The organism is Tessaracoccus zhenghani, assembly GCF_055326325.1.
Genome location: NZ_JBUZNQ010000001.1, coordinates 149,431 through 167,209, shown reverse-complemented (window position 1 = coordinate 167,209; position 17,779 = coordinate 149,431). Strand labels below are relative to the sequence as shown.

At 68.0% G+C, this 17,779-nt stretch carries 15 protein-coding genes and 1 riboswitch; of the genes, 6 read left to right on the top strand and 9 right to left on the bottom strand.

What is annotated here, in order from left to right; genetic code table 11:
• The first annotated feature begins 22 nt into the window (after positions 1-22).
• Positions 23-151, top strand: a riboswitch (FMN riboswitch).
• Positions 152-266: 115 nt separating this feature from the next.
• Both ACZK4S_RS00755 and ACZK4S_RS00750 read left to right on the top strand, forming a co-directional pair.
• Entirely contained in the window at positions 267-1,106 is an 840-nt protein-coding gene (locus ACZK4S_RS00755; RefSeq protein WP_158069014.1) for an ABC transporter permease, read from the top strand.
• Entirely contained in the window at positions 1,103-2,098 is a 996-nt protein-coding gene (locus ACZK4S_RS00750) for an ABC transporter substrate-binding protein (protein ID WP_463643069.1), read from the top strand. The genes ACZK4S_RS00755 and ACZK4S_RS00750 overlap by 4 nt, the downstream gene beginning before the upstream one ends.
• A gap of 98 nt (positions 2,099-2,196) precedes the next feature.
• Here the strand turns inward: ACZK4S_RS00750 and ACZK4S_RS00745 are convergent, their stop codons facing one another.
• The 3 genes from ACZK4S_RS00745 to ACZK4S_RS00735 all read right to left on the bottom strand — a co-directional run bounded on the left by ACZK4S_RS00745 (position 2,197) and on the right by ACZK4S_RS00735 (position 5,147).
• Complete coding sequence (locus ACZK4S_RS00745) at positions 2,197-3,693, bottom strand: catalase (RefSeq protein WP_076058108.1); 1,497 nt, start codon at positions 3,691-3,693, stop codon at positions 2,197-2,199.
• Entirely contained in the window at positions 3,690-4,109 is a 420-nt protein-coding gene (locus ACZK4S_RS00740; RefSeq protein ID WP_076058110.1) for a Fur family transcriptional regulator, read from the bottom strand. The genes ACZK4S_RS00745 and ACZK4S_RS00740 overlap by 4 nt, the downstream gene beginning before the upstream one ends.
• A 66-nt stretch (positions 4,110-4,175) precedes the next feature.
• Positions 4,176-5,147, bottom strand: a complete 972-nt coding sequence (locus ACZK4S_RS00735) for an MDR family oxidoreductase (protein ID WP_463643068.1) — start codon at positions 5,145-5,147, stop codon at positions 4,176-4,178.
• 208 nt (positions 5,148-5,355) lie between these two features.
• Here ACZK4S_RS00735 and ACZK4S_RS00730 point away from each other — a divergent pair, with 208 nt between their 5' ends.
• The gene (locus ACZK4S_RS00730) at positions 5,356-6,759 is read left to right on the top strand and encodes an MATE family efflux transporter (protein WP_076058119.1); all 1,404 of its coding nucleotides are present in this window, start codon (positions 5,356-5,358) and stop codon (positions 6,757-6,759) included.
• A gap of 1 nt (position 6,760) precedes the next feature.
• On the opposite strand, the gene ACZK4S_RS00725 is transcribed toward ACZK4S_RS00730, so the two are convergent.
• The 3 genes from ACZK4S_RS00725 to ACZK4S_RS00715 all read right to left on the bottom strand — a co-directional run bounded on the left by ACZK4S_RS00725 (position 6,761) and on the right by ACZK4S_RS00715 (position 11,977).
• Entirely contained in the window at positions 6,761-8,884 is a 2,124-nt protein-coding gene (locus tag ACZK4S_RS00725) for an MMPL family transporter (RefSeq protein WP_463643067.1), read from the bottom strand.
• A 148-nt stretch (positions 8,885-9,032) separates the two neighbouring features.
• Complete coding sequence (glnA, locus tag ACZK4S_RS00720; RefSeq protein WP_076058123.1) at positions 9,033-10,454, bottom strand: type I glutamate--ammonia ligase; 1,422 nt, start codon at positions 10,452-10,454, stop codon at positions 9,033-9,035.
• A gap of 170 nt (positions 10,455-10,624) precedes the next feature.
• Positions 10,625-11,977, bottom strand: a complete 1,353-nt coding sequence (locus tag ACZK4S_RS00715; protein WP_076058125.1) for a dicarboxylate/amino acid:cation symporter — start codon at positions 11,975-11,977, stop codon at positions 10,625-10,627.
• A 202-nt stretch (positions 11,978-12,179) separates the two neighbouring features.
• Here ACZK4S_RS00715 and ACZK4S_RS00710 point away from each other — a divergent pair, with 202 nt between their 5' ends.
• Entirely contained in the window at positions 12,180-12,599 is a 420-nt protein-coding gene (locus ACZK4S_RS00710) for an RDD family protein (protein WP_076058127.1), read from the top strand.
• Between the two features lie 26 nt (positions 12,600-12,625).
• Complete coding sequence (locus ACZK4S_RS00705; RefSeq protein WP_076058129.1) at positions 12,626-13,066, top strand: hypothetical protein; 441 nt, start codon at positions 12,626-12,628, stop codon at positions 13,064-13,066.
• On the opposite strand, the gene ACZK4S_RS00700 is transcribed toward ACZK4S_RS00705, so the two are convergent.
• From ACZK4S_RS00700 to ACZK4S_RS00690, 3 genes are all read right to left on the bottom strand, one after another.
• Positions 13,044-15,167: a heavy metal translocating P-type ATPase gene (locus ACZK4S_RS00700; RefSeq protein WP_463643066.1), complete on the bottom strand. Its 2,124-nt coding sequence runs from the start codon at positions 15,165-15,167 to the stop codon at positions 13,044-13,046. The two genes, ACZK4S_RS00705 and ACZK4S_RS00700, sit on opposite strands and share 23 nt — an antisense overlap.
• Before the next feature lie 54 nt (positions 15,168-15,221).
• On the bottom strand, positions 15,222-16,364 hold the full coding sequence (locus tag ACZK4S_RS00695) for an AAA family ATPase (protein WP_463643065.1): 1,143 nt from the start codon (positions 16,362-16,364) through the stop codon (positions 15,222-15,224).
• 67 nt (positions 16,365-16,431) lie between these two features.
• Positions 16,432-16,905, bottom strand: coding sequence for a heme-binding beta-barrel domain-containing protein (locus tag ACZK4S_RS00690; protein ID WP_463643064.1), 474 nt, complete (start codon positions 16,903-16,905; stop codon positions 16,432-16,434).
• Between the two features lie 48 nt (positions 16,906-16,953).
• On the opposite strand from ACZK4S_RS00690, the gene ACZK4S_RS00685 reads away from it, so the two are divergent.
• Positions 16,954-17,772, top strand: a complete 819-nt coding sequence (locus ACZK4S_RS00685; RefSeq protein ID WP_463643063.1) for an aldo/keto reductase — start codon at positions 16,954-16,956, stop codon at positions 17,770-17,772.
• Positions 17,773-17,779 lie beyond the last annotated feature (7 nt).

Sequence of the window (17,779 nt, the reverse complement as noted above, 5' to 3'; positions counted from 1 at the left end):
CGCGGTGCTAATGTTGACGGCAAACGTGTTCCGGGGTCGGTGTAAGTCCGAACCGGCGGTGACAGTCCGCGACCTCTTCTGGTTCTCCAGAAGGGCTGACTCGGTGAAATTCCGAGACCGACAGTTAAAGTCTGGATGGGAGGAACTCGTCGCCGACGGCGTGCTTGATGCGCCCTGACGTCTCGCGATCCAGCGAGGTGTCGAGGGTCTGCTCGGGTCATACTGTCGACGCGTGCCCCGGGCCTGGACAAGGAGTGACGGGGCAGATGACCACCGATGAGCGACGTAGGGCGCGCAGGCTTGCGCACCTCGGGCTCTGGTCCGCCTACCCCGCACGCACCAGGCCCACCGCCGGCCGCTGGATCCCTGCCACCATTGCGCTCATCCTCGCGGTGGGCGTGTGGTGGGCGGTGACCGGCGCCGGCCTGATCGAACCGCTCTACCTGCCCGGCCCTGGCGACGTCGTCGCCCGCATGGTCTCGCAGGCGCAGCTGGGGATCGCGTGGCGCTATCTGTCGCCGACGCTGATCGCGGCCCTCCTGGGTGTCGCCTTCGCCGTCCTTGTCGCGATCCCGTTGGGAATCGTCATCACCCATTCCCGGCTGCTCGCAGCGGTGATGGAGCCCGTCGTCGCCATCACGCAGACAGTGCCGCTCGTAGCGACGGCGCCGCTGCTGGTGCTCTGGATCGGCTACGGAACCATCCCCATTGCGGTGCTCTGTGCGATCGTCGCCTTCTTCCCCATGGTGACCACCACCATCGTCGGATTCCGGTCCCTCGACATGCGTGTGGTGGAGAACGCCCTTCTCGACGGTGCCAGCGCCTGGCAACGCCTGATCCACATCGAGGGGCCCATGGCGGCCCCGTCGGTGCTGGCCGGCGTGCGCGGCGGTGTGGTGCTCGCCATGACCGGTGCGGTCGTCGGCGAACTCGTCATGGGCGGCGCCGGTCTGGGCACCCTGCTCACGTTGTCCCGAGAGGCTGCAGACACCGCCGGCGTCTTCGCCGTGGTCGCCTGGATCAGCCTCTCAGCCATGGCCCTGTACGCGTTCGTCCAGCTTCTGGAGCGAGCGGCAGTGGCGCGCCTACAAGGAGAAACAACATGATCAGTCGACGCAGCATGCTGCTGGGTGGCCTCGCCGTGGGAGCGGGGGCCACCCTCACCGCCTGTGGTAGCCGGCAACCGGAGGCGGCGGGGGACGGGAAGCTCACCGTCGGGCTCACCTACATCCCGAACGTGCAGTTCAGCGCGTTCTACCTCGGCGTGAGGGAGGGTTTGTTCAAGAAGCACGGCCTGGACGTGACGCTGCGTCACCACGGCCAGCAGGAAGACCTGTGGGGTGCCGTGCTGGGCGGCAAGGAGGACATCGTCTTCGCGTCCGCCGATGAGGCGATGGTGGCCAACGCCGGCGGCAACGACCTGCGGACCTTCGCCACCTCGTACCAGACCTACCCGCTGCGGGTGATGGGCGGCGCCCCCGCCACGCTCGGGGCCGACCCGGGCCTGGACGTACTCAACGGGGCCACGCTGGGCATCCCGGGTCACTTCGGCTCCAGCTACTACGCGGCGCTCTGCGCGATCCACCAGGCCGGCCTCACACAGAACGAGGTCACGCTCGTCGACATCGGCTTCACGACGCTCTCTGCGCTGGCCGCCAAGCAGGTGGACTTCGCCATGGGCTTCATCAACAACGAGGGCGTCCAACTGGAGAACCAGAACATCGCGTCGGTCTCCATCCCCGTCTTCGAACCCGGCGAGGCGCTGCTGGTCGGGCCCAGCCTGATCGCGCCCGGCACGAAGGTGTCCGAGGACATCCTGCGTGCCGTGGCGCTCGGCATGAAGGAGGCCGAAGAGGCCGTCGTGGCAGACCCGCAGGCCGCACTGGACGCCACGGCGGAGCACGTCCCGGCCATGGCTGAGCCGGAGCAGCAGGCCACCGCCGAGAAGGTGCTGGCCGCCACCGCCGAGCTGTGGAAGCGCGACGGTGAGGTCAGCGTGGCCCTCGACACCGCGGCCTTCGGCCGGATGGGTGAGTTTCTCACCCAGGCCGGTGTCATCGAGGCAGCACCTGCAGAGGCGCACCTCGACGTCCTCTGAGCGGTTCGTCCTATGGGTTGCGCAAAGGCGGAAGCAAGGTGGCACGGAAAGAGGGGCGGGCCGCCCGCCAGCAGCCCGCCCCCCGTCAGTGGCCTGGATCAGGCCACTGAATCCTCGTCCTCGATGGTCGAGAGACCGCGGACCTTGTTCTCGATGCGCTGGCCGATGTTCTCGTCGACCTGCTTCCAGTACCAGAAGCCGCGCTCCTGGACCTGCTGCTCGCACTGGGAGAGGCCACCGGCGACGGTCTCCACGAAGCGCTCACGCTGAGCGTCGTCGTAGACCTCGCGGACCAGCGTGCCCGCCTGGCCGAAGTCGTCGTCCTCCGCGTGCCGGGTGACGGCGGCGCGCACGAGCGAGCCGTCAGCCTCCCAGCCCGCCTCATCGACAACCTCGGCGTCCGAGTACGGACGCCCGTAGCTGTTGAAGGTGTGGACCGGGGCCGCGCCCGTGTGCAGGTACTGCATGTGGCCCTGCTCGGCGAAGTTGTTCGTCTGCGTGATGGGCTGGTTCACCGGGAGCTGGTGGAAGTTCGAGCCGATGCGGGCGCGCTGGGCGTCCGGGTAGGCGAACACGCGGGCGGTGAGCATCTTGTCCGGCGAGATGCCGGTGCCCGGGATGAAGTTCGACGGTGAGAACGCTGCCTGCTCGATCTGCGCGTAGAAGTTGACCGGGTTCTCGTTGAGCTCCATGACGCCGACCTCGATCAGCGGGTAGTCCTTGTGGGACCAGATCTTGGTGAGGTCGAACGGATTGAAGCGGTAGGTCTTGGCCTCCTCGTACGGCATGACCTGCATGTGCAACGTCCACGACGGGAACTCGCCGCGCCTGATGGCGTCGAAGAGGTCGGCACGGTGGAAGTCGGCGTTCTCGCCGGCCAGCCGCTGGGCCTCGTCGTTGGTGAGGTTCTTCTCACCCTGGTTGCTGCGCCAGTGGTACTTCACCCAGAACTTCTCGCCCTCGCCGTTGACCCACATGTAGGTGTGGGAGGAGAAGCCGTGCATGTGGCGCCAGGTGGCCGGCAGGCCCCGGTCGCCCATGAGGTAGGTGACCTGGTGGGCGGTCTCCGGCGAGTTGGTCCAGAAGTCCCACTGCATGTTCGTGTTGCGCAGGCCGGTGGCGGGGTGGCGCTTCTGCGAACGGATGAAGTTGGGGAACTTCAGCGGATCCTTGACGAAGAACACCGGGGTGTTGTTGCCCACGATGTCGAGGTTGCCGGCGGTGGAGTAGAAGCGCACGGAGAAGCCGCGCACGTCGCGCCAGGTGTCCGGGGAGCCCTGCTCTCCGGCGACCGTGGAGAAGCGCGTCAGCATGCGGGTCTCGGCGCCGGGCTGGAACGGGGCAGCCTTGGTGTATTTGGTGACGTCCTGGGTGACGGTGAAGGTGCCGAAGGCGCCCGAGCCCTTGGCGTGGGGGCTGCGCTCCGCCACCCGCTCGCGGTTGAAGTGGGCGAGCTGCTCGACCAGGTGGACGTCGTGCAGGACGATCGGGCCGTCGTTGCCGACGGTCAGTGAGTGGGCATCCGACTCGGCGGGGGCGCCGTTCAAGCGGGTCGAAGGGCCGGTGGGCTGGTACTCGCCGGAGAAGTGGGTCATTGTTTCCTTTCGTTGCAGTTCGCACAGGTTCCCCAGTAGATGACCTCGGCCTCGTCGATGACGAAACCGTGGTCGTCCGCTGCGGAAAGACACGGGGCGGCGCCGACGGCGCACGGGACATCACGCATGTCTCCGCAGCTGCGGCACATCAGGTGATGGTGGTTGTCGCCGTTCTCCAACTCGTAGCGCGGCGGTTGTCCTGCGGGCTCCACGCGCCTGATGAGGCCGTGGGAGTGGAGGACGGCGAGGTTGTCGTAGACCGCCTGGACGGACGCGCTGCCTGTGCGTTCCCGCACCGCCTCCGTCAGGTCGCCGACCCGCATGTGCGGGTGGTCTGCCAGGGCGGTCAGGACGGCGACGCGGCCCGCTGTGACGCGCATGCCGGCGTCCTTGAGCGAGGTGGGCCAATCGTGCATGACACGAACCCTAGCGCCTTTTCTGGAAACAATCCAAAGAAGGAAAAGGCCCGATGAACAGTCCGGTCAGATGGTGACGAGCGTGCGGCCGTGGCGCTGGCCGGCCATCATCTCTTCCGCGGCTGCGCGCACGCCGTCGAGGTCCACCCGCTCCGTGATCGCGTCGAGCATGTCCAGGTGGAGCCCGCGGGCGAGGATGCGCCACGCGTCGGCTCGGTCGTCAAGGCTGGCCCACACGGAGTCGATGCCCGCGAGGGTGACGCCCCGCAGGATGAACGGCATCACGGTGGTGGGCAGGTCATGCGAACCCGCCAGGCCGCAGGCCGCCACCACGCCGCCCTTCTTGGTTTGGGCGATGGCGTTGGCCAGCGTCTGCCCGCCCACGGAGTCCACCACGGCGGAGTAGGTGGCCTTCTGGAGCGGGCGGCCCGGCTCGCTGAGGGTGGCGCGGTCGATGACCTCGTCGGCGCCGATGCTGCGCAGGTAGTCGCCCAGCTGCTCCGCCCTGCCGGTGGTCGCGTAGACGACATAGCCGGCGTTGGAGAGCAGTTGGGTGGCGATGGAGCCGACGCCGCCGGTTGCGCCGGTGACCAGCACCGGGCCGTCGTCGGGCATGATGTTCTCGCCCAGGATCCGCAGCACGGCCAGGGCGGCGGTGTAGCCGGCGGTGCCGAGCGCCGCAGCCTGTTCGGGGGAGAGGTCCTCGGGGAGGCCGACGGCGTACTCGCCGCTGATCCTCGCCCGCGTGGCGTAGCCACCGTGCTCGGTCTCGGAGAGGCCGGCGCCGTTGAGCATGATCCAGTCGCCGGGGGAGAACCGCTCGTCGTCTGACTCGGCGACGCGGCCGACCAGATCGATGCCAGCGACCAAGGGGTGTTTGCGCACCACGCCGGGACGGCCGGTGACCGCGAGCGCATCCTTGTAGTTGAGATCCGAGAACTTCACGTCGACGACGATCCCGCCGCTCCCATCGAGGAACTCCTCGCCCACCTCTTCGATCGCAGAGCCTGACTCACGGACCACCATTGCACGAACCATGCGGGTCAGCCTACGCGGTGGCGCTCCGCCGAAGAGGCGGGGAGGGCGTCCACGATGGCGCCGGCGCAGGAAAACTTGCCGAGTTGCGTTATTTGGGGTATGGCAATACAATTCTCTGGCTGATCGCCGCAGGGTGTCGGACCCGCAGTCCCACGACCCGATGCGCCACGACGCGGTCCATTCATCCCAACTGCCCAGAAGGTCCTGCATGGCCAAAAACCTCACCGTCGGATCCCCCCTCCGCCTCATCGTGCTCTTCACGCTGCCGCTCCTGATCGGCAACCTGTTCCAGCAGGCCTATGCCGTCTCCGACGCCATCGTCGTCGGACGCCTGCTGGGTGTCGATGCCCTGGCTGCGGTCGGGGCGTCCGGCAGCCTCCAGTTCCTGCTGTTCGGTTTCGCGATCGGCTGTTCCGCGGGTCTGGCGATCCCGGTTGCCCGCGCCTTCGGGGCTCAGGACCTGCCGGGGATGCGCCGCGCGGTGGCCCGGGGTGTCCTGATCAGCGCCATGGTGGCGCTGGTGATCACATTGGTCGGCACGCTGGGGGCCCATACGCTGCTGACGTGGCTGGGCACGCCCGAGGAACTGATGCCGCAGTCGACCACGTTCCTCGTCGTGCTGTTCAGCGGCTCGTTCGCCACGGTGGCGTTCAACTACCTCAGCTCCGTCATCCGGGCCCTGGGCGACAGCCGGACCCCGCTGGTGTTCCTCATCATCTCCACCGTCCTCAACGTGGTGCTGGTGATCGTGTTCATCGCGGTGCTGGGCACGGGAGTGGGCGGCGCCGCGCTGGCCACGCTGATCGCCCAGACCGTGTCGGTGGTGCTGTGCCTCATCCTCATCTGGCGCCGGATGCCCGACCTGCACCTGCACCGGGCGGACTGGCGGCTGGAGATGCCCAAGCTGAGGGAGTCGACCAAGCTGGGCGTCACCCTCGGGTTCCAGATGTCGATCATCGCGATCGGCGCAGCGCTGCTGCAGTTCGGCATCAACGGGTTGGGCACCGACGCGGTGGCCGCCTTCACCGCGGCCATGCGCGTCGATCAGGTGGCCGTGATCCCGCTGGCCACCGTCGGAGTTGCGATGACCACTTATGTCGCGCAGAACGCCGGCGGTCGTCAGTGGCGCAGGATCCTCATCGGCGTGCGGCAGGCGCTCCTGCTTGCCATGGGCATGGCGCTGGTGCTCGGGGTGGCGATCTTCTTCGGGGGCACGCTGATGGTGCGGATGTTCCTGGGTGAGGGGGAGCCGCAGGTGGTGGACATGGCCCACCGGTACCTGGTCATCAACGCCGCCCTGTACGCGATCCTTGCTGTCCTGTTCGTGATCCGCCACGTGATCCAGGGCCTCGGCTCGACGATGGCCCCGACGATGGCCGGCGTGCTGGAGCTCGTGGCCCGTGGCGTCATCGGCCTCTTCGTGGTCCCTCATGTCGGGTTCATCGCCGTGATCCTGGCGGCACCGGCTGCCTGGGTGGCCGCACTGATCCCGCTGCTCATCGCCTGGCGCTACCAGCACCGGCGCCTCGTCGTGGCAGAGCGGGAAGCTGCCGCCCGCGCCCTCCTGGACGCAGAGCAGGCAGATCCGCACCTGCAGGTGTGCCCCGCCTGAATCAGCCCTTCTTGCGGAGCTTCGACGGCCACCAGATGGCCGGGCCGATGTCGTAGGTGAGCGCCGGCACCAGCAGGGTGCGCACCAGGAACGTGTCGAGCAGAACGCCGAACGCGACGATGAAGGCCAGTTGCACCAGGAACAGGATGGGCAGCACCGCCAGGGCTGCGAAGGTCGCCGCGAGCACGAGGCCGGCAGAGGTGATCACACCACCGGTGACAGCCAGACCGCGCAGGATGCCCCGCCGGGTGCCGTGCTTCGCGGTCTCCTCGCGGACGCGGGTCATCAGGAAGATGTTGTAGTCGATGCCCAGCGCGACGAGGAAGACGAACCCGTAGAGCGGCACCGAGGGGTCCGCGCCCGGGAAGTCGAGGATGTGGTTGAACACGATTGCGGCGGTACCCATGGCCGTGCCGAAGCTGAGCGCTGTGGTGGCGATGAGGAGCACGGGCGCCAGGATGCTGCGTAGCAGGAAGATGAGGATCACCAGGATCACCACCAGGACGATGGGGATGATCAGGGCCAGGTCCTTCGCGGAGGTGTCGCGGGTGTCCATGTCGACAGCGGTCCGACCGCCTACTCCGGCAGTACCCCCGAATTCGCTGCGGAGGGAACGTACGACGTCGATGGCTGCGTCGCTGTCGGGAGCATCCGCCAGCGTGGCGAGCAGCATGACCTCGCCGTCGTTCACCGTGGGCGAGGGTGCCGGGGTGCCGGGAGGCCCGAACGCCTGGATGCCATCCTCCGTCACGAGCGCGGTGCCGGCCGGCGAATCGGCCGCGACCACGGACACCGAGTCGACGCCGTCCGCAGTGAGCAGCACGTCGGCCACGGAGTCGAAATTCGCCTCCTCGGTCAGCACACGCACCGGGGTGCCCGAGCCACCGGGGAAGTGCTCGCCCAGCTTCTCCTGGCCGGTGCGGGCATCGGAGGAGCCCAGTACGAAGTCGCTCGGCGGGACGCCGTCGGCCTTCAGGGTGGGCACGAAGGCCGCGCCTGCGGCCAGCAGGAGCACGCAGACGATCCACACCGTGCGCGGCTTGCGGGAGACGAACCGCGCCGTCTTGGCGTAGACGCCCTGGTTCATCTCGTCCTCGTCAGTGCGATCGGGGAGGAACCGTGGCCGGCGCGGCCAGTACGAGGCGCGGCCCATCAGGTAGAGGAGCGCGGGCAGCAGGGTGAGCGCGGCCAGCATGGCGAACAGGATGCCGATGGACGCGACGGGCCCCAATGAGCGGTTTGAACCCAGGTCGCTCAGCAACAGGCACAACAGGCCAGCGATGACTGTGCCGCCCGAGGCCAGGACAGGTTCCACGACGCCCCTGATGGCTTGCCATGTGGCTGTGGCCCTGGATTGATGGCGCTTGAGTTCCTCGGCGTACCTGGCGGTGTAGAGCAGCGAGTAGTCTGTGGCCGCGCCGATGACGAGGATGAACAGGATGCCCTGCGTCTGACCCGTGAGCACCAGAACGTCCGCCTTGGCCAACCACCAGTTCACGAGCAACGCCACGCACAGCGCGAAGAGGCTGGTGGAGAGCACGGCGAAAGGCAGGATCAGGGATCGGTAGACGATCAGCAGGATGACCAGCACGACCCCCAGCGCCACGAGCAACAGCAGGCCGTCGATGCCCGAGAATGCGTCGGCGATGTCCGCGGTGAAGCCGGCAGGACCCGTGACATGCTGCTCGACGCCCGCGGGCGTCTCTGCACTCAGGGTCTCGCGAAGCTCGGACACCGCCTCGCCCTGCTCAAGGTCCGGATCCACGCCTAGGAAGAGCTGTGCCGCCTGACCATCCTCAGAGGGCAGCAAGGGAGAGGTGCTCAGCACGCTCCGCTCTTCGCCGAGCTTCTGGGCCAGCGCGCCCAGATCGGCCAACTGGGCCTCTGTGAGGGGATCCTCTGCGGTGAAGATCACGATGGCGGGGAGAGTGTCGCTGTCGACGAAGTCGAGGTAGCGTGCGTCGACCCGTGTCGACTCAGCCCCTGCAGGGAGGAACTGTGCGGAATCGTTCTGCGCCACTTCGGAGATCCTGCCGAAGTAGGGTCCACCGATGCCGGCGCCCACCAGCCAGACGAGGGTGATGACAACGGCGATGAAGGCGCGCAGGCCACGGGAGGTTTTCACGGTTGCAGCCTAGATGTAACCATCGCGCTGTCGCGACGACCGAGGCTCTATCGAAGGATGGATCAGACAGTTCGAGGGAGATTCCCGCCACATCGCGCCCTGTGGCGTCGATGTGGCAGCAATCTCCCTCGAAATACCGGCGACCGGCTCAGAGTGCGTAGTACAGCTCGAACTCGTGGGGGTGCGGGCGCATCGCGATGGCCTGGATCTCTGCGCGCTTCAGCTCGACCCACGTCTCGATGAGGTCCGGAGTGAACACGTCACCGGCGTAGAGGAACTCGTGGTCAGCTTCGAGCTCCTCGAGCACCGCACCCAGCGAACCGGGCACCGTGGGCACCTGGTCATGCTCGTCCGGCGGCAGTTCGTAGAGGTCCTTGTCGATGGGGGCCAGCGGTTCGATCCGGTTCTGGATTCCATCGACGCCAGCCAGCAGCATCGCCGCGAACGCCAGGTACGGGTTCGACGACGGGTCCGGGCAGCGGAACTCGATGCGCTTGGCCTTCGGGTTCGAACCGGTGATCGGGATGCGGATGCACGCCGAGCGGTTGCGCTGCGAGTAGACCAGGTTGACCGGGGCCTCGAAGCCGGGCACCAGGCGGTGGAACGAGTTCACCGACGGGTTGGTGAAGGCCAGCAGGGCGGGCGCGTGCTTCAGCAGGCCACCGATGTACCAGCGGGCCATGTCGGACAGGCCGGCGTAACCGTTCTCGTCGTAGAACAGCGGCTTGCCGTTCTCCCAGATGGACTGGTGGACGTGCATGCCGGAGCCGTTGTCGCCGAAGATGGGCTTCGGCATGAACGTGGCGGTCTTACCCGCCTCCCACGCCGTGTTCTTCACGAGGTACTTGAACTTCATGACGTCGTCGGCGGCCTTGAGCAGCGTGTCGAAGCGCCAGTTGATCTCGGCCTGGCCGGCGGTGCCGACCTCGTGGTGCGCACGCTCGACCTCGAGGCCGGCGTTGCCCATGTGACGCACGATGTCGTCGCGCAGGTCCCCGAAGTGGTCCACGGGCGCGACGGGGAAGTAGCCGCCCTTGTAGCTCACCTTGTAGCCGCGGTTGCCGCCGTCCTCGATCCGTCCCGTGTTCCAGGCGCCCGCCTCGGAGTCGATGTGGTAGTACGACGAGTTCGCCGACGTCTCGAACCTGATGTCGTCGAAGACGTAGAACTCCGCTTCAGGGGCGAAGAAGGCGGTGTCGCCGATGCCGGTGGACCCCAGGAACGCCTCCGCCTTGCGCGCGATGTTGCGCGGGTCACGGGAGTAGGGCTCCTTGGTCAGCGGGTCGTGCACGAAGAAGTTGACGTTCATCGTCTTCGACTTGCGGAACGGGTCCAGGTAGGCCGTGGTGGGATCCGGCAGCAGGGCCATGTCGGACTCATGGATCTTCTGGAAGCCGGTGATGGAGGAACCATCGAACCCCAGGCCATCTTCGAAGACCTCGGGCCCGAAGGCGGTCGCTGGGACGGTGAAGTGCTGCATGACCCCGGGCAGGTCGCAGAAGCGCACGTCGATCGTCTCGACATTCTCTTCCTTGATGTAAGCCAGTAGGTCGTCTGCGCCTTGGAACATGTGGATAGCCTTTACGTCTCGGTTGACGAGTCCAAACGATATGAGCCTATCTTTGCCCGGCAGTTGCCGGTGGGTAACGGCCCTGTTACAGCTTTCCCGGTGTCGAAGGCCCCTCAGCGCAACGCCAGAGGGGCCCGGGCGTGGCCCGGACCCCTCTCAGCTTGCGTGTGTCAGGCAGCGAACTGCGGACGCGCGTCGTAGATCTCCTGATCCAGCACGCCTTCGCGTTTGCCCACGACCGCCGCGACCAGCGCCTGGCCGGTGACGTTGAGGGCCGTGCGGCCCATGTCGACGATGGGCTCAACCGCGAGCAGCAGGCCGACGCCCTCCAGCGGGAGGCCCAGCGTGGACAGCGTGAGGGTCAGCATGACGGTGGCGCCGGTGGTGCCGGCGGTGGCCGAGGAGCCGAGGACGGCGACGAACGCGATCAGCAGGTAGTGCGTGATGTTCAGGTCGATGCCGTAGAACTGGGCGATGAAGATCGCGGCGATGGCCGGGAAGACCGCGGCGCAACCGTCCATCTTCGTGGTCGCGCCCAGCGGCACGGCGAAGCTGGCGTACTGGCGCTGCACGCCCAGGTTGCGCTCGACGACCTGCTCGGTGACGGGCATGGTGCCCATCGAGGAGCGGGTCACGAAGCCCAGCGAGATGGCGGGCCACACGTTGCGGTAGAACTGCGCCACGTCGAGGCCGTTGAACTTCAGCACGGCGGGGTACACGACCACCCAGATCACGGCCAGGCCCACGTAGAGGGCCAGGACGAAGGAGCCGAGCGACGCCAGCGAGGTCCAGCCGTAGGTGGCAACGGCGCGGCCGACGAGGGCAGCGGTGCCGATGGGGGCAAGGCGGATGATCCACCACAGGACCTTCTGGATGACGGACAGCGCCGACTCCATGAAGCCGACGAAGGGCGCGGCCTTGTCGCCCACCTTGACCGCGGCGATACCGAAGAGGATCGAGATGAGGAGGACCTGCAGCACCGAGAAGCTCGGGGAAGCGGTCACGACGCCCTCGGCGGTGGTGCTGGCGTTGACGCCGAGGCCGAAGATGTTGCTGGGTACCAGACCGAGCAGGAACGCGGCCCAGTCGCCCTGGCGGCTGGGGAGTTCGGCGGCGTCGCCGGAGACGCCGGCGGTCAGCCACGGCTTGGACAGCAGGCCGACGACGATGCCGACGATGACGCTGGCAAGGGCGGTGATGGCGAACCACACGAGCGTCTGGACGGCGAGCCGGGCGGCGTTCCTGACCTGCTGCAGGCGGGCGATCGAGGAGATCACGGCGGTGACGACGAGCGGCACGACGAGCAGCATGAGGAGCTTGACGTAGGCCGAGCCCACTTCGTAGAGAAGGCCGGTGAGCCAGTTGCGCTCGCCTTCGGCGGGCGCACCGATGCCGAGTGCGATGAATCCCAGGATCAGGCCGACGACGAGGCCGACAGCGATCTGGAAGCCGAGGCCGGTGTAGAAGGGTTTGCGGGGTTCGCGGGTGGGTGCGTCAGAGCGCGCCTCGATGATGGTGGACATGAGGATTCCTTGAAAGCTGGGGTGGGATGAACGTCGGGAGGGGTCCGCGTCAGCGCAGACAGGTGCCCGCGGGAACGCGGCAGAGATCGACCCACAGTCGACCGACGAGCATCAGCATGGACAGATCATGGCACGTCCCTGAAGGCTCCGGGAAACCTGTTCACCGACGGCGTACCGGGGAGCCGCTGGTAGGCTGCGCCGCGTGACTGACATCACCACCTACCCGGGCCAGACCATCGGTCTGCCCGAGCGTGGCCGTGGCTCGCTCGCGTCGTGGCGCGCGCGTATCGCCGCCATGATCGGCGACTGGGCCGCCAGCATGCTGGTGGCGATAGCGGTCTTCGGCATCGAGGTGATGACGGGCACCGGGTGGAGGTCGTTCATGATCCTGGCGGTGTACTTCGTGGAGGCGAGCATCCTCACGGCGCTCACCGGCGGCTCCTTCGGCCAGCTCATCGCCCGGATCGGGATCGTGCGGCTCGACGGCCGGCACATCGGCTGGTGGCGCGCCATCGTGCGCACCGCACTGAAGTGCCTCGTCATCCCGGCGGTGGTGATCGGCGCCGAGCGGCGTGCCTTGACAGATCTGCTGCTCGGAACTGTTGTCATCAATCGTAAATAGCGTCCTCGGCGTGGCAGGATTTCGACATGGCCACCAAGAAACGCACCGACGCTGATGCAGACACCTTCTCCGCCGAGGAGAAGGCCGCCATGAAGGAACGGGCCTCTGAGCTGAAGCGGGCGCGCTCCACCAAGGACCCCGAAGCCGATGTGCTGGCGAAGATCGCTGAGATGGAGGGCGACGACAAGGCGATCGCCGAGTCCCTCCACGCGCTGGTGAAGAAGGTCGCGCCTGATATGGGGTGCAAGACCTGGTACGGGTTCCCCGCCTACATGGTGGGTAAGGAGATCGTCTTCTTCTTCCAACCGGCGAAGAAGTTCGGCACTCGCTACGGCACCCTCGGCTTCAACGACAGCGCGAAACTCGACGACGGCGACATCTGGCCCTCCGCGTTCGCGATCCCGGCGTGGACGGCGCAGGTGGAGACGAAGGTTGCCGACCTGATCAAGCGTGCTGTGGGCGCGTAACCGAGGCGGGGTCCAGTTCCAGGCGGCGCAGCAGTTGGGCGTTCACCGCCACCACCACCGTCGAGAGGGACATCAGGATGGCGCCCACCGACATCGGCAGGGTGACGCCTGCTGAGGCGAGCGCGCCCGCCGCGAGCGGCACCGCCACCAGGTTGTACCCTGCCGCCCACCACAGGTTCTGCTTCATCTTGCGGTAGGCGGCGCGCGACAACTCGATGACGGAGACGACCGCCCGAGGGTCGTCCCCCGCGAGGATCACGCCTGCGGACCCGATCGCGACGTCGGTGCCCGCGCCGATCGCGATGCCGACGTCGGCCTGGGCGAGGGCCGGTGCGTCGTTGACGCCGTCGCCGACCATCGCCACGGTTCGTCCCTCGCGCTGCAGCTCCTGCACCTTCCCCGCCTTGTCCTCTGGGCGGACTCCCGCGAAGACCCGCTCGATGCCGAGGTCTGCCGCGACAGATTCCGCCACCGCCCGAGCGTCGCCGGTGATCATCACGACGGTGACCCCGCGCTCGCGGAGCGCCTCGACGGCCGCCCGGGATTCGGGGCGGACCTCATCGGCGACCTGCAGTGCGCCGACGGGCTCGCCGTCGACCAGCACGTGCAGGATGGTGGCTCCGGAGGACGCCCAGGTCTCGCTGACCGGAAGTGCCGTTGCTGTCTCCTGGGACAGCAGGTGGGGGCCGCCCACCTGGACGCGTCGTCCCTCAACCAGGGCGCTGACGCCGACGGCGGGGGAGGACGAGAAGTCATGTGCCTGCTGCACCTGAACGCCGCGCTCTGCCGCGCGCCGGACGATCGCCTTGGCAAGGGGGTGCTCGGAGTCGGCCTCCGCGGCTGCGGCCAGGGCGAGCACCTCGTCGTCGGAGCGTCCGACGGCGTGGACCGCCGCGACAACCGGGGCGCCGACGGTCAACGTGCCGGTCTTGTCGAACAGGACGGTATCGACGGTGCGCATCGCCTCGAGCGCGAGCCGGTCCTTGACCAGGACGCCGGCCTTGGCGGCGCGCTCGGTGGCGATCGACACCACCAGCGGGATGGCCAGCCCCAAGGCGTGCGGGCAGGCGATCACGAGCACCGTGATGGTGCGGACGATCGCCTGGTCCGGCACGCCGAGCACGGTCCACGCGACGGCGGTGATGACGGCCGCGCCGAGGGCGAACCAGAACAGCCAGGCCGCCGCCCGGTCCGCGATCCGCTGTGCCCTCGACGAGGAGTTCTGGGCGTCGAGGACCATCTTCTGGATGCCGGCGAGGGCGGTGTCGTCGCCGATGGCGGTGACCTCCAGGCGGATGCCCGAATCCGTGGCGATCGTGCCGGCCACGACCTGGTCGCCCTCGCTACGGGCCACCGGCTTGGACTCGCCGGTGATCATCGACTCGTCCATGCTCGCTGAGCCCTGGGTGATCCTGCCGTCGGCCGGCACCTGGCCGCCGGGCCGCACGATCACGATGTCGCCGGTTGCCAGGGCGGTGGGGGAGACCTTCTCCACGCCGCCGTCGACGACGCGTTCGGCCTCGTCCGGCAGCAGTGCGGCGAGCGAATCGAGCGCTGAGGTGGTCTGCGCCAGGGAGCGCATCTCCACCCAGTGGCCCAGCAGCATGATGACGATCAGCAGCGCCAGTTCCCACCAGAACTCCAGTTCGTGGTGGAGGATGCCCAGCGTCGCGCTCCAGGATGCCAAGAAGGCGACGGTGATGGCGAGCCCGATCAGCAGCATCATGCCGGGCTTGCGCTGCCTGATCTCGTTGACGGCTCCCGTCAGGAACGGCTGGCCGCCCCAGACGTACATGACCGTGCCGAGAAGCGCCGCCACCCAGATAGCCCAGCCCGGGAGGGCGTAGCCGATCAGGTGGGCGAACATCGGCGAGAGTGCGACGACCGGGACACCCAGGGCGAGCATGATCCAGAAGAGGAGGCCGAAGCGGACCGCGTGGCCGGCATGACCGCCGTGGCCTCCATGGGTGGCGGGGCCTTCGTGGCCGGCGCTCTCCGGAGGCGCCCCATGGGTCATTCGGGAATGGTCCGTGTGGTCTTCGTGGCCCCGCACTTCCGGCGCCGTGGGTGCCGGGTGCCCGTGATGCTGGTGAGCAGTCATGCCACCGACGTTACCATACCCCCAGGGGGTATGAAAGAGCCGCCCGAGCGGGGCTTACCGGCGCCCCCACTCCCAGCTCGGACGCGACAGCAGGCCCTGATCGGCGATCACCGTTTCCCCCGTGTCCTTGTCCAGGTCCACCAACTCCAGGTCCTCCTCGGTCACCGCGCTGGTGAGCGCCTCGACGAGGGCTTGTGAATGGGTCACCACGACGATCTGCGTCTCCGCCGCCGAGCGTGCGATCAGGCGCCCGAGCGGCGCGATGAGGGTGGGGTGGAGGCTGTTCTCGGGTTCGTTCAAGGCCATCAGGGGAGGGCGGGCCGGGGCCAGGAGGGCGGCCAGCCACATGAGGTAGCGCAGGGTGCCGTCCGACAGTTCTGCGGCACGCAGCGGGCGCAACAAGCCGGGTTGGTGGAGCGCGAGCTCGAAGATCCCGTCCGTGACCGGAACCTCGAGGCTGCTGCCGGGGAAAGCGTCCTCGATGAACTGGCCGATGGGTTCGCGCCCGTGTTCGCGGATCGTCTGCAGTGCCGCAGCCACATCCGCGCCGTCGCCGGCCAGCGCCCAGGTGCGGGTGCCCACCCGCGGCTGCCTGGCGGGGGCCCCGGCATCCGTGCGCAGGGTGTCGTAGAACCGCCAGGCCGCGAGGTCGTCCCGCAGCGCCCGGAGTTCGGGGAGGTCGAGCAGCATGGACTGGTGGGGCGCCAGCTGGAAGGGCAGTTCCTCCCAGGGGCCCTCATCGCGGACCTCCACCAGGCCGCGTTTCCGGCGGGCGGCGAGGGTGGAGGCGCGCATGAGCGGGCCACCCCAGACCACCTCGCGCTTGATCTCCGGGTCCCGGTCGAAGGCGCTCAGGCCCTGCTGGGGCAGGCCCAGATCGATGAGGTAGCTGAGCGCATCAGCGCCGATGCCCAACCTGAGCGACACCGGTCCGTTCCTCACGGTGCCCTGCACCATACCGGTGCGCCGGGCGCCCTGGAGCGACTCGGGGCCGGCCCACAGCACCGACGACAGCCCGCCCTCGCGTGCGAGGGAGGCCACGGCGTCGCCCAGCGCGCAACCTGCAAGGAGCCGCAGCGCCTTGTAGAGACTCGACTTTCCCGACCCATTGGCCCCCGTCACGACGGTGACGCGGCCGAGCCGGACGGAGACGTCACGCAGCGACCGGTATCCGGAGACGGCCAGTGTCCTGTACATGTTGGCGAGCGTAAACCGAGGGTGCGACAGCGCCGGAGGGGGCCGGTCCCGCTTGGCGGGATCGCCGCTACCTGGTGCGGGTCAGTTCAGAGGTCAGGTGACGCTGCAGGGGGTATTCCCCGGCGGCCATGTCGAAGCTGGTGGCCAGTTCGTCGTCGATGAGGGAGTAGCGGCGGGCGGACGCGTTGACGGTCTTCGCCGTCGAGGAGTTGAGGATCCTGCCCTCCAGGTAGAGCTGCACGACACCGTCCGCCACCGTGAGATGTCCTTCGGCGAGCTCCACCTGGCCGGTGGGCAGCGCCAACACGAACTCCACCCTGTCCGGGGAGGGGAGTCGCAGGTAGCCCGTCTCCACGTGCATCAGCGCGTTGTCCGAATTCCAGGTCCGCTGCCGGTACTCCAGGAACGGCTTGCCGATGTTGGTGAACGTGATCTCTTCGATGTAGCCGTAGGGCCGGATGCTCGGGTACTCCCCGTGCCCAGCGCCCTCCCAGGCGCCGACGAGCGTTGCCAGGGGCTGCAGTGCGGGATGGAGATCCATGCCCCGAGTCTAAGCCGGGTGCCGGCCGGCGGTGGCAGAATCGGGCGCATGACAGACGACCTGCAACTCCTCGACGGTTTCCGCATGCCTGCGCTCGGCTTCGGCCTCTACAAGGTTCCGCCGGAGCAGACGGAGGAGGTGGTGGTCGCCGGTGTCGACGCCGGCTACCGGCTGGTCGACGGCGCCGAGTTCTATGCCAACGAGGTCGAACTGGGCAACGCGCTTCGCCGCGTCGACATCGACCGCTCGCTCCTCACCGTCACCAGCAAGTTCTGGGGCGAGGAGAGCCAGGACGAGGACGCGGTGCTCGCCTCCTTCGAGGCGACCGAGAAGGCGCTGGGCACGGCCGTCGACGTCTACATGATCCACTGGCCCCGACCCAACCGGAACCAGTACGTCGACGTGTGGCGCACCCTCATCGAGTTGCGCGAGGAGGGCCGCGTCCGCTCCATCGGGGTGTCCAACTTCACGGAGGAGCACATCGGCAGGATCATCGAGGAGACACGGGTCGCCCCCGTCGTGAATCAGGTGGAGCTCCACCCCTACCTCCAACAGGAAGGCCTCCGGAACTACCACCGGGAGCACGGCATCGTCACGCAGGCGTGGAGCCCGCTGGGCCGTGGGCAGGTGCTGGAAGACCCGCTGATCCGCGCCATCGCGGCCAGGCACGGCGTCACCCCGGCGCAGGTCATCATCCGGTGGCACCTGCAGTTGGGCAACGCGGTCATCCCGAAGTCGACGAACCCCGAGCGGTTGCGCAGCAACCTGGAGGTGGAGCACTTCACGCTGACCGACGACGACATGGCCGCCATCGCCACGCTGGACAGGGGCCAACGGTTCGGCACTTCGCCCGACGAACGGCAGTGACGGGGCC

Excerpts from the sequence above, each read along its gene's own strand:
- ACZK4S_RS00755 (WP_158069014.1), top strand. The coding sequence starts at position 267 with ATGACCACCGATGAGCGACGTAGGGCGCGCAGGCTTGCGCACCTCGGG.
- ACZK4S_RS00750 (WP_463643069.1), top strand. The coding sequence starts at position 1,103 with ATGATCAGTCGACGCAGCATGCTGCTGGGTGGCCTCGCCGTGGGAGCG.
- ACZK4S_RS00745 (WP_076058108.1), bottom strand. The coding sequence starts at position 3,693 with ATGACCCACTTCTCCGGCGAGTACCAGCCCACCGGCCCTTCGACCCGC.
- ACZK4S_RS00740 (WP_076058110.1), bottom strand. The coding sequence starts at position 4,109 with ATGCACGATTGGCCCACCTCGCTCAAGGACGCCGGCATGCGCGTCACA.
- ACZK4S_RS00735 (WP_463643068.1), bottom strand. The coding sequence starts at position 5,147 with ATGGTTCGTGCAATGGTGGTCCGTGAGTCAGGCTCTGCGATCGAAGAG.
- ACZK4S_RS00730 (WP_076058119.1), top strand. The coding sequence starts at position 5,356 with ATGGCCAAAAACCTCACCGTCGGATCCCCCCTCCGCCTCATCGTGCTC.
- glnA (WP_076058123.1), bottom strand. The coding sequence starts at position 10,454 with ATGTTCCAAGGCGCAGACGACCTACTGGCTTACATCAAGGAAGAGAAT.
- ACZK4S_RS00715 (WP_076058125.1), bottom strand. The coding sequence starts at position 11,977 with ATGTCCACCATCATCGAGGCGCGCTCTGACGCACCCACCCGCGAACCC.
- ACZK4S_RS00705 (WP_076058129.1), top strand. The coding sequence starts at position 12,626 with ATGGCCACCAAGAAACGCACCGACGCTGATGCAGACACCTTCTCCGCC.
- ACZK4S_RS00700 (WP_463643066.1), bottom strand. The coding sequence starts at position 15,167 with ATGACTGCTCACCAGCATCACGGGCACCCGGCACCCACGGCGCCGGAA.
- ACZK4S_RS00695 (WP_463643065.1), bottom strand. The coding sequence starts at position 16,364 with ATGTACAGGACACTGGCCGTCTCCGGATACCGGTCGCTGCGTGACGTC.
- ACZK4S_RS00690 (WP_463643064.1), bottom strand. The coding sequence starts at position 16,905 with ATGGATCTCCATCCCGCACTGCAGCCCCTGGCAACGCTCGTCGGCGCC.
- ACZK4S_RS00685 (WP_463643063.1), top strand. The coding sequence starts at position 16,954 with ATGACAGACGACCTGCAACTCCTCGACGGTTTCCGCATGCCTGCGCTC.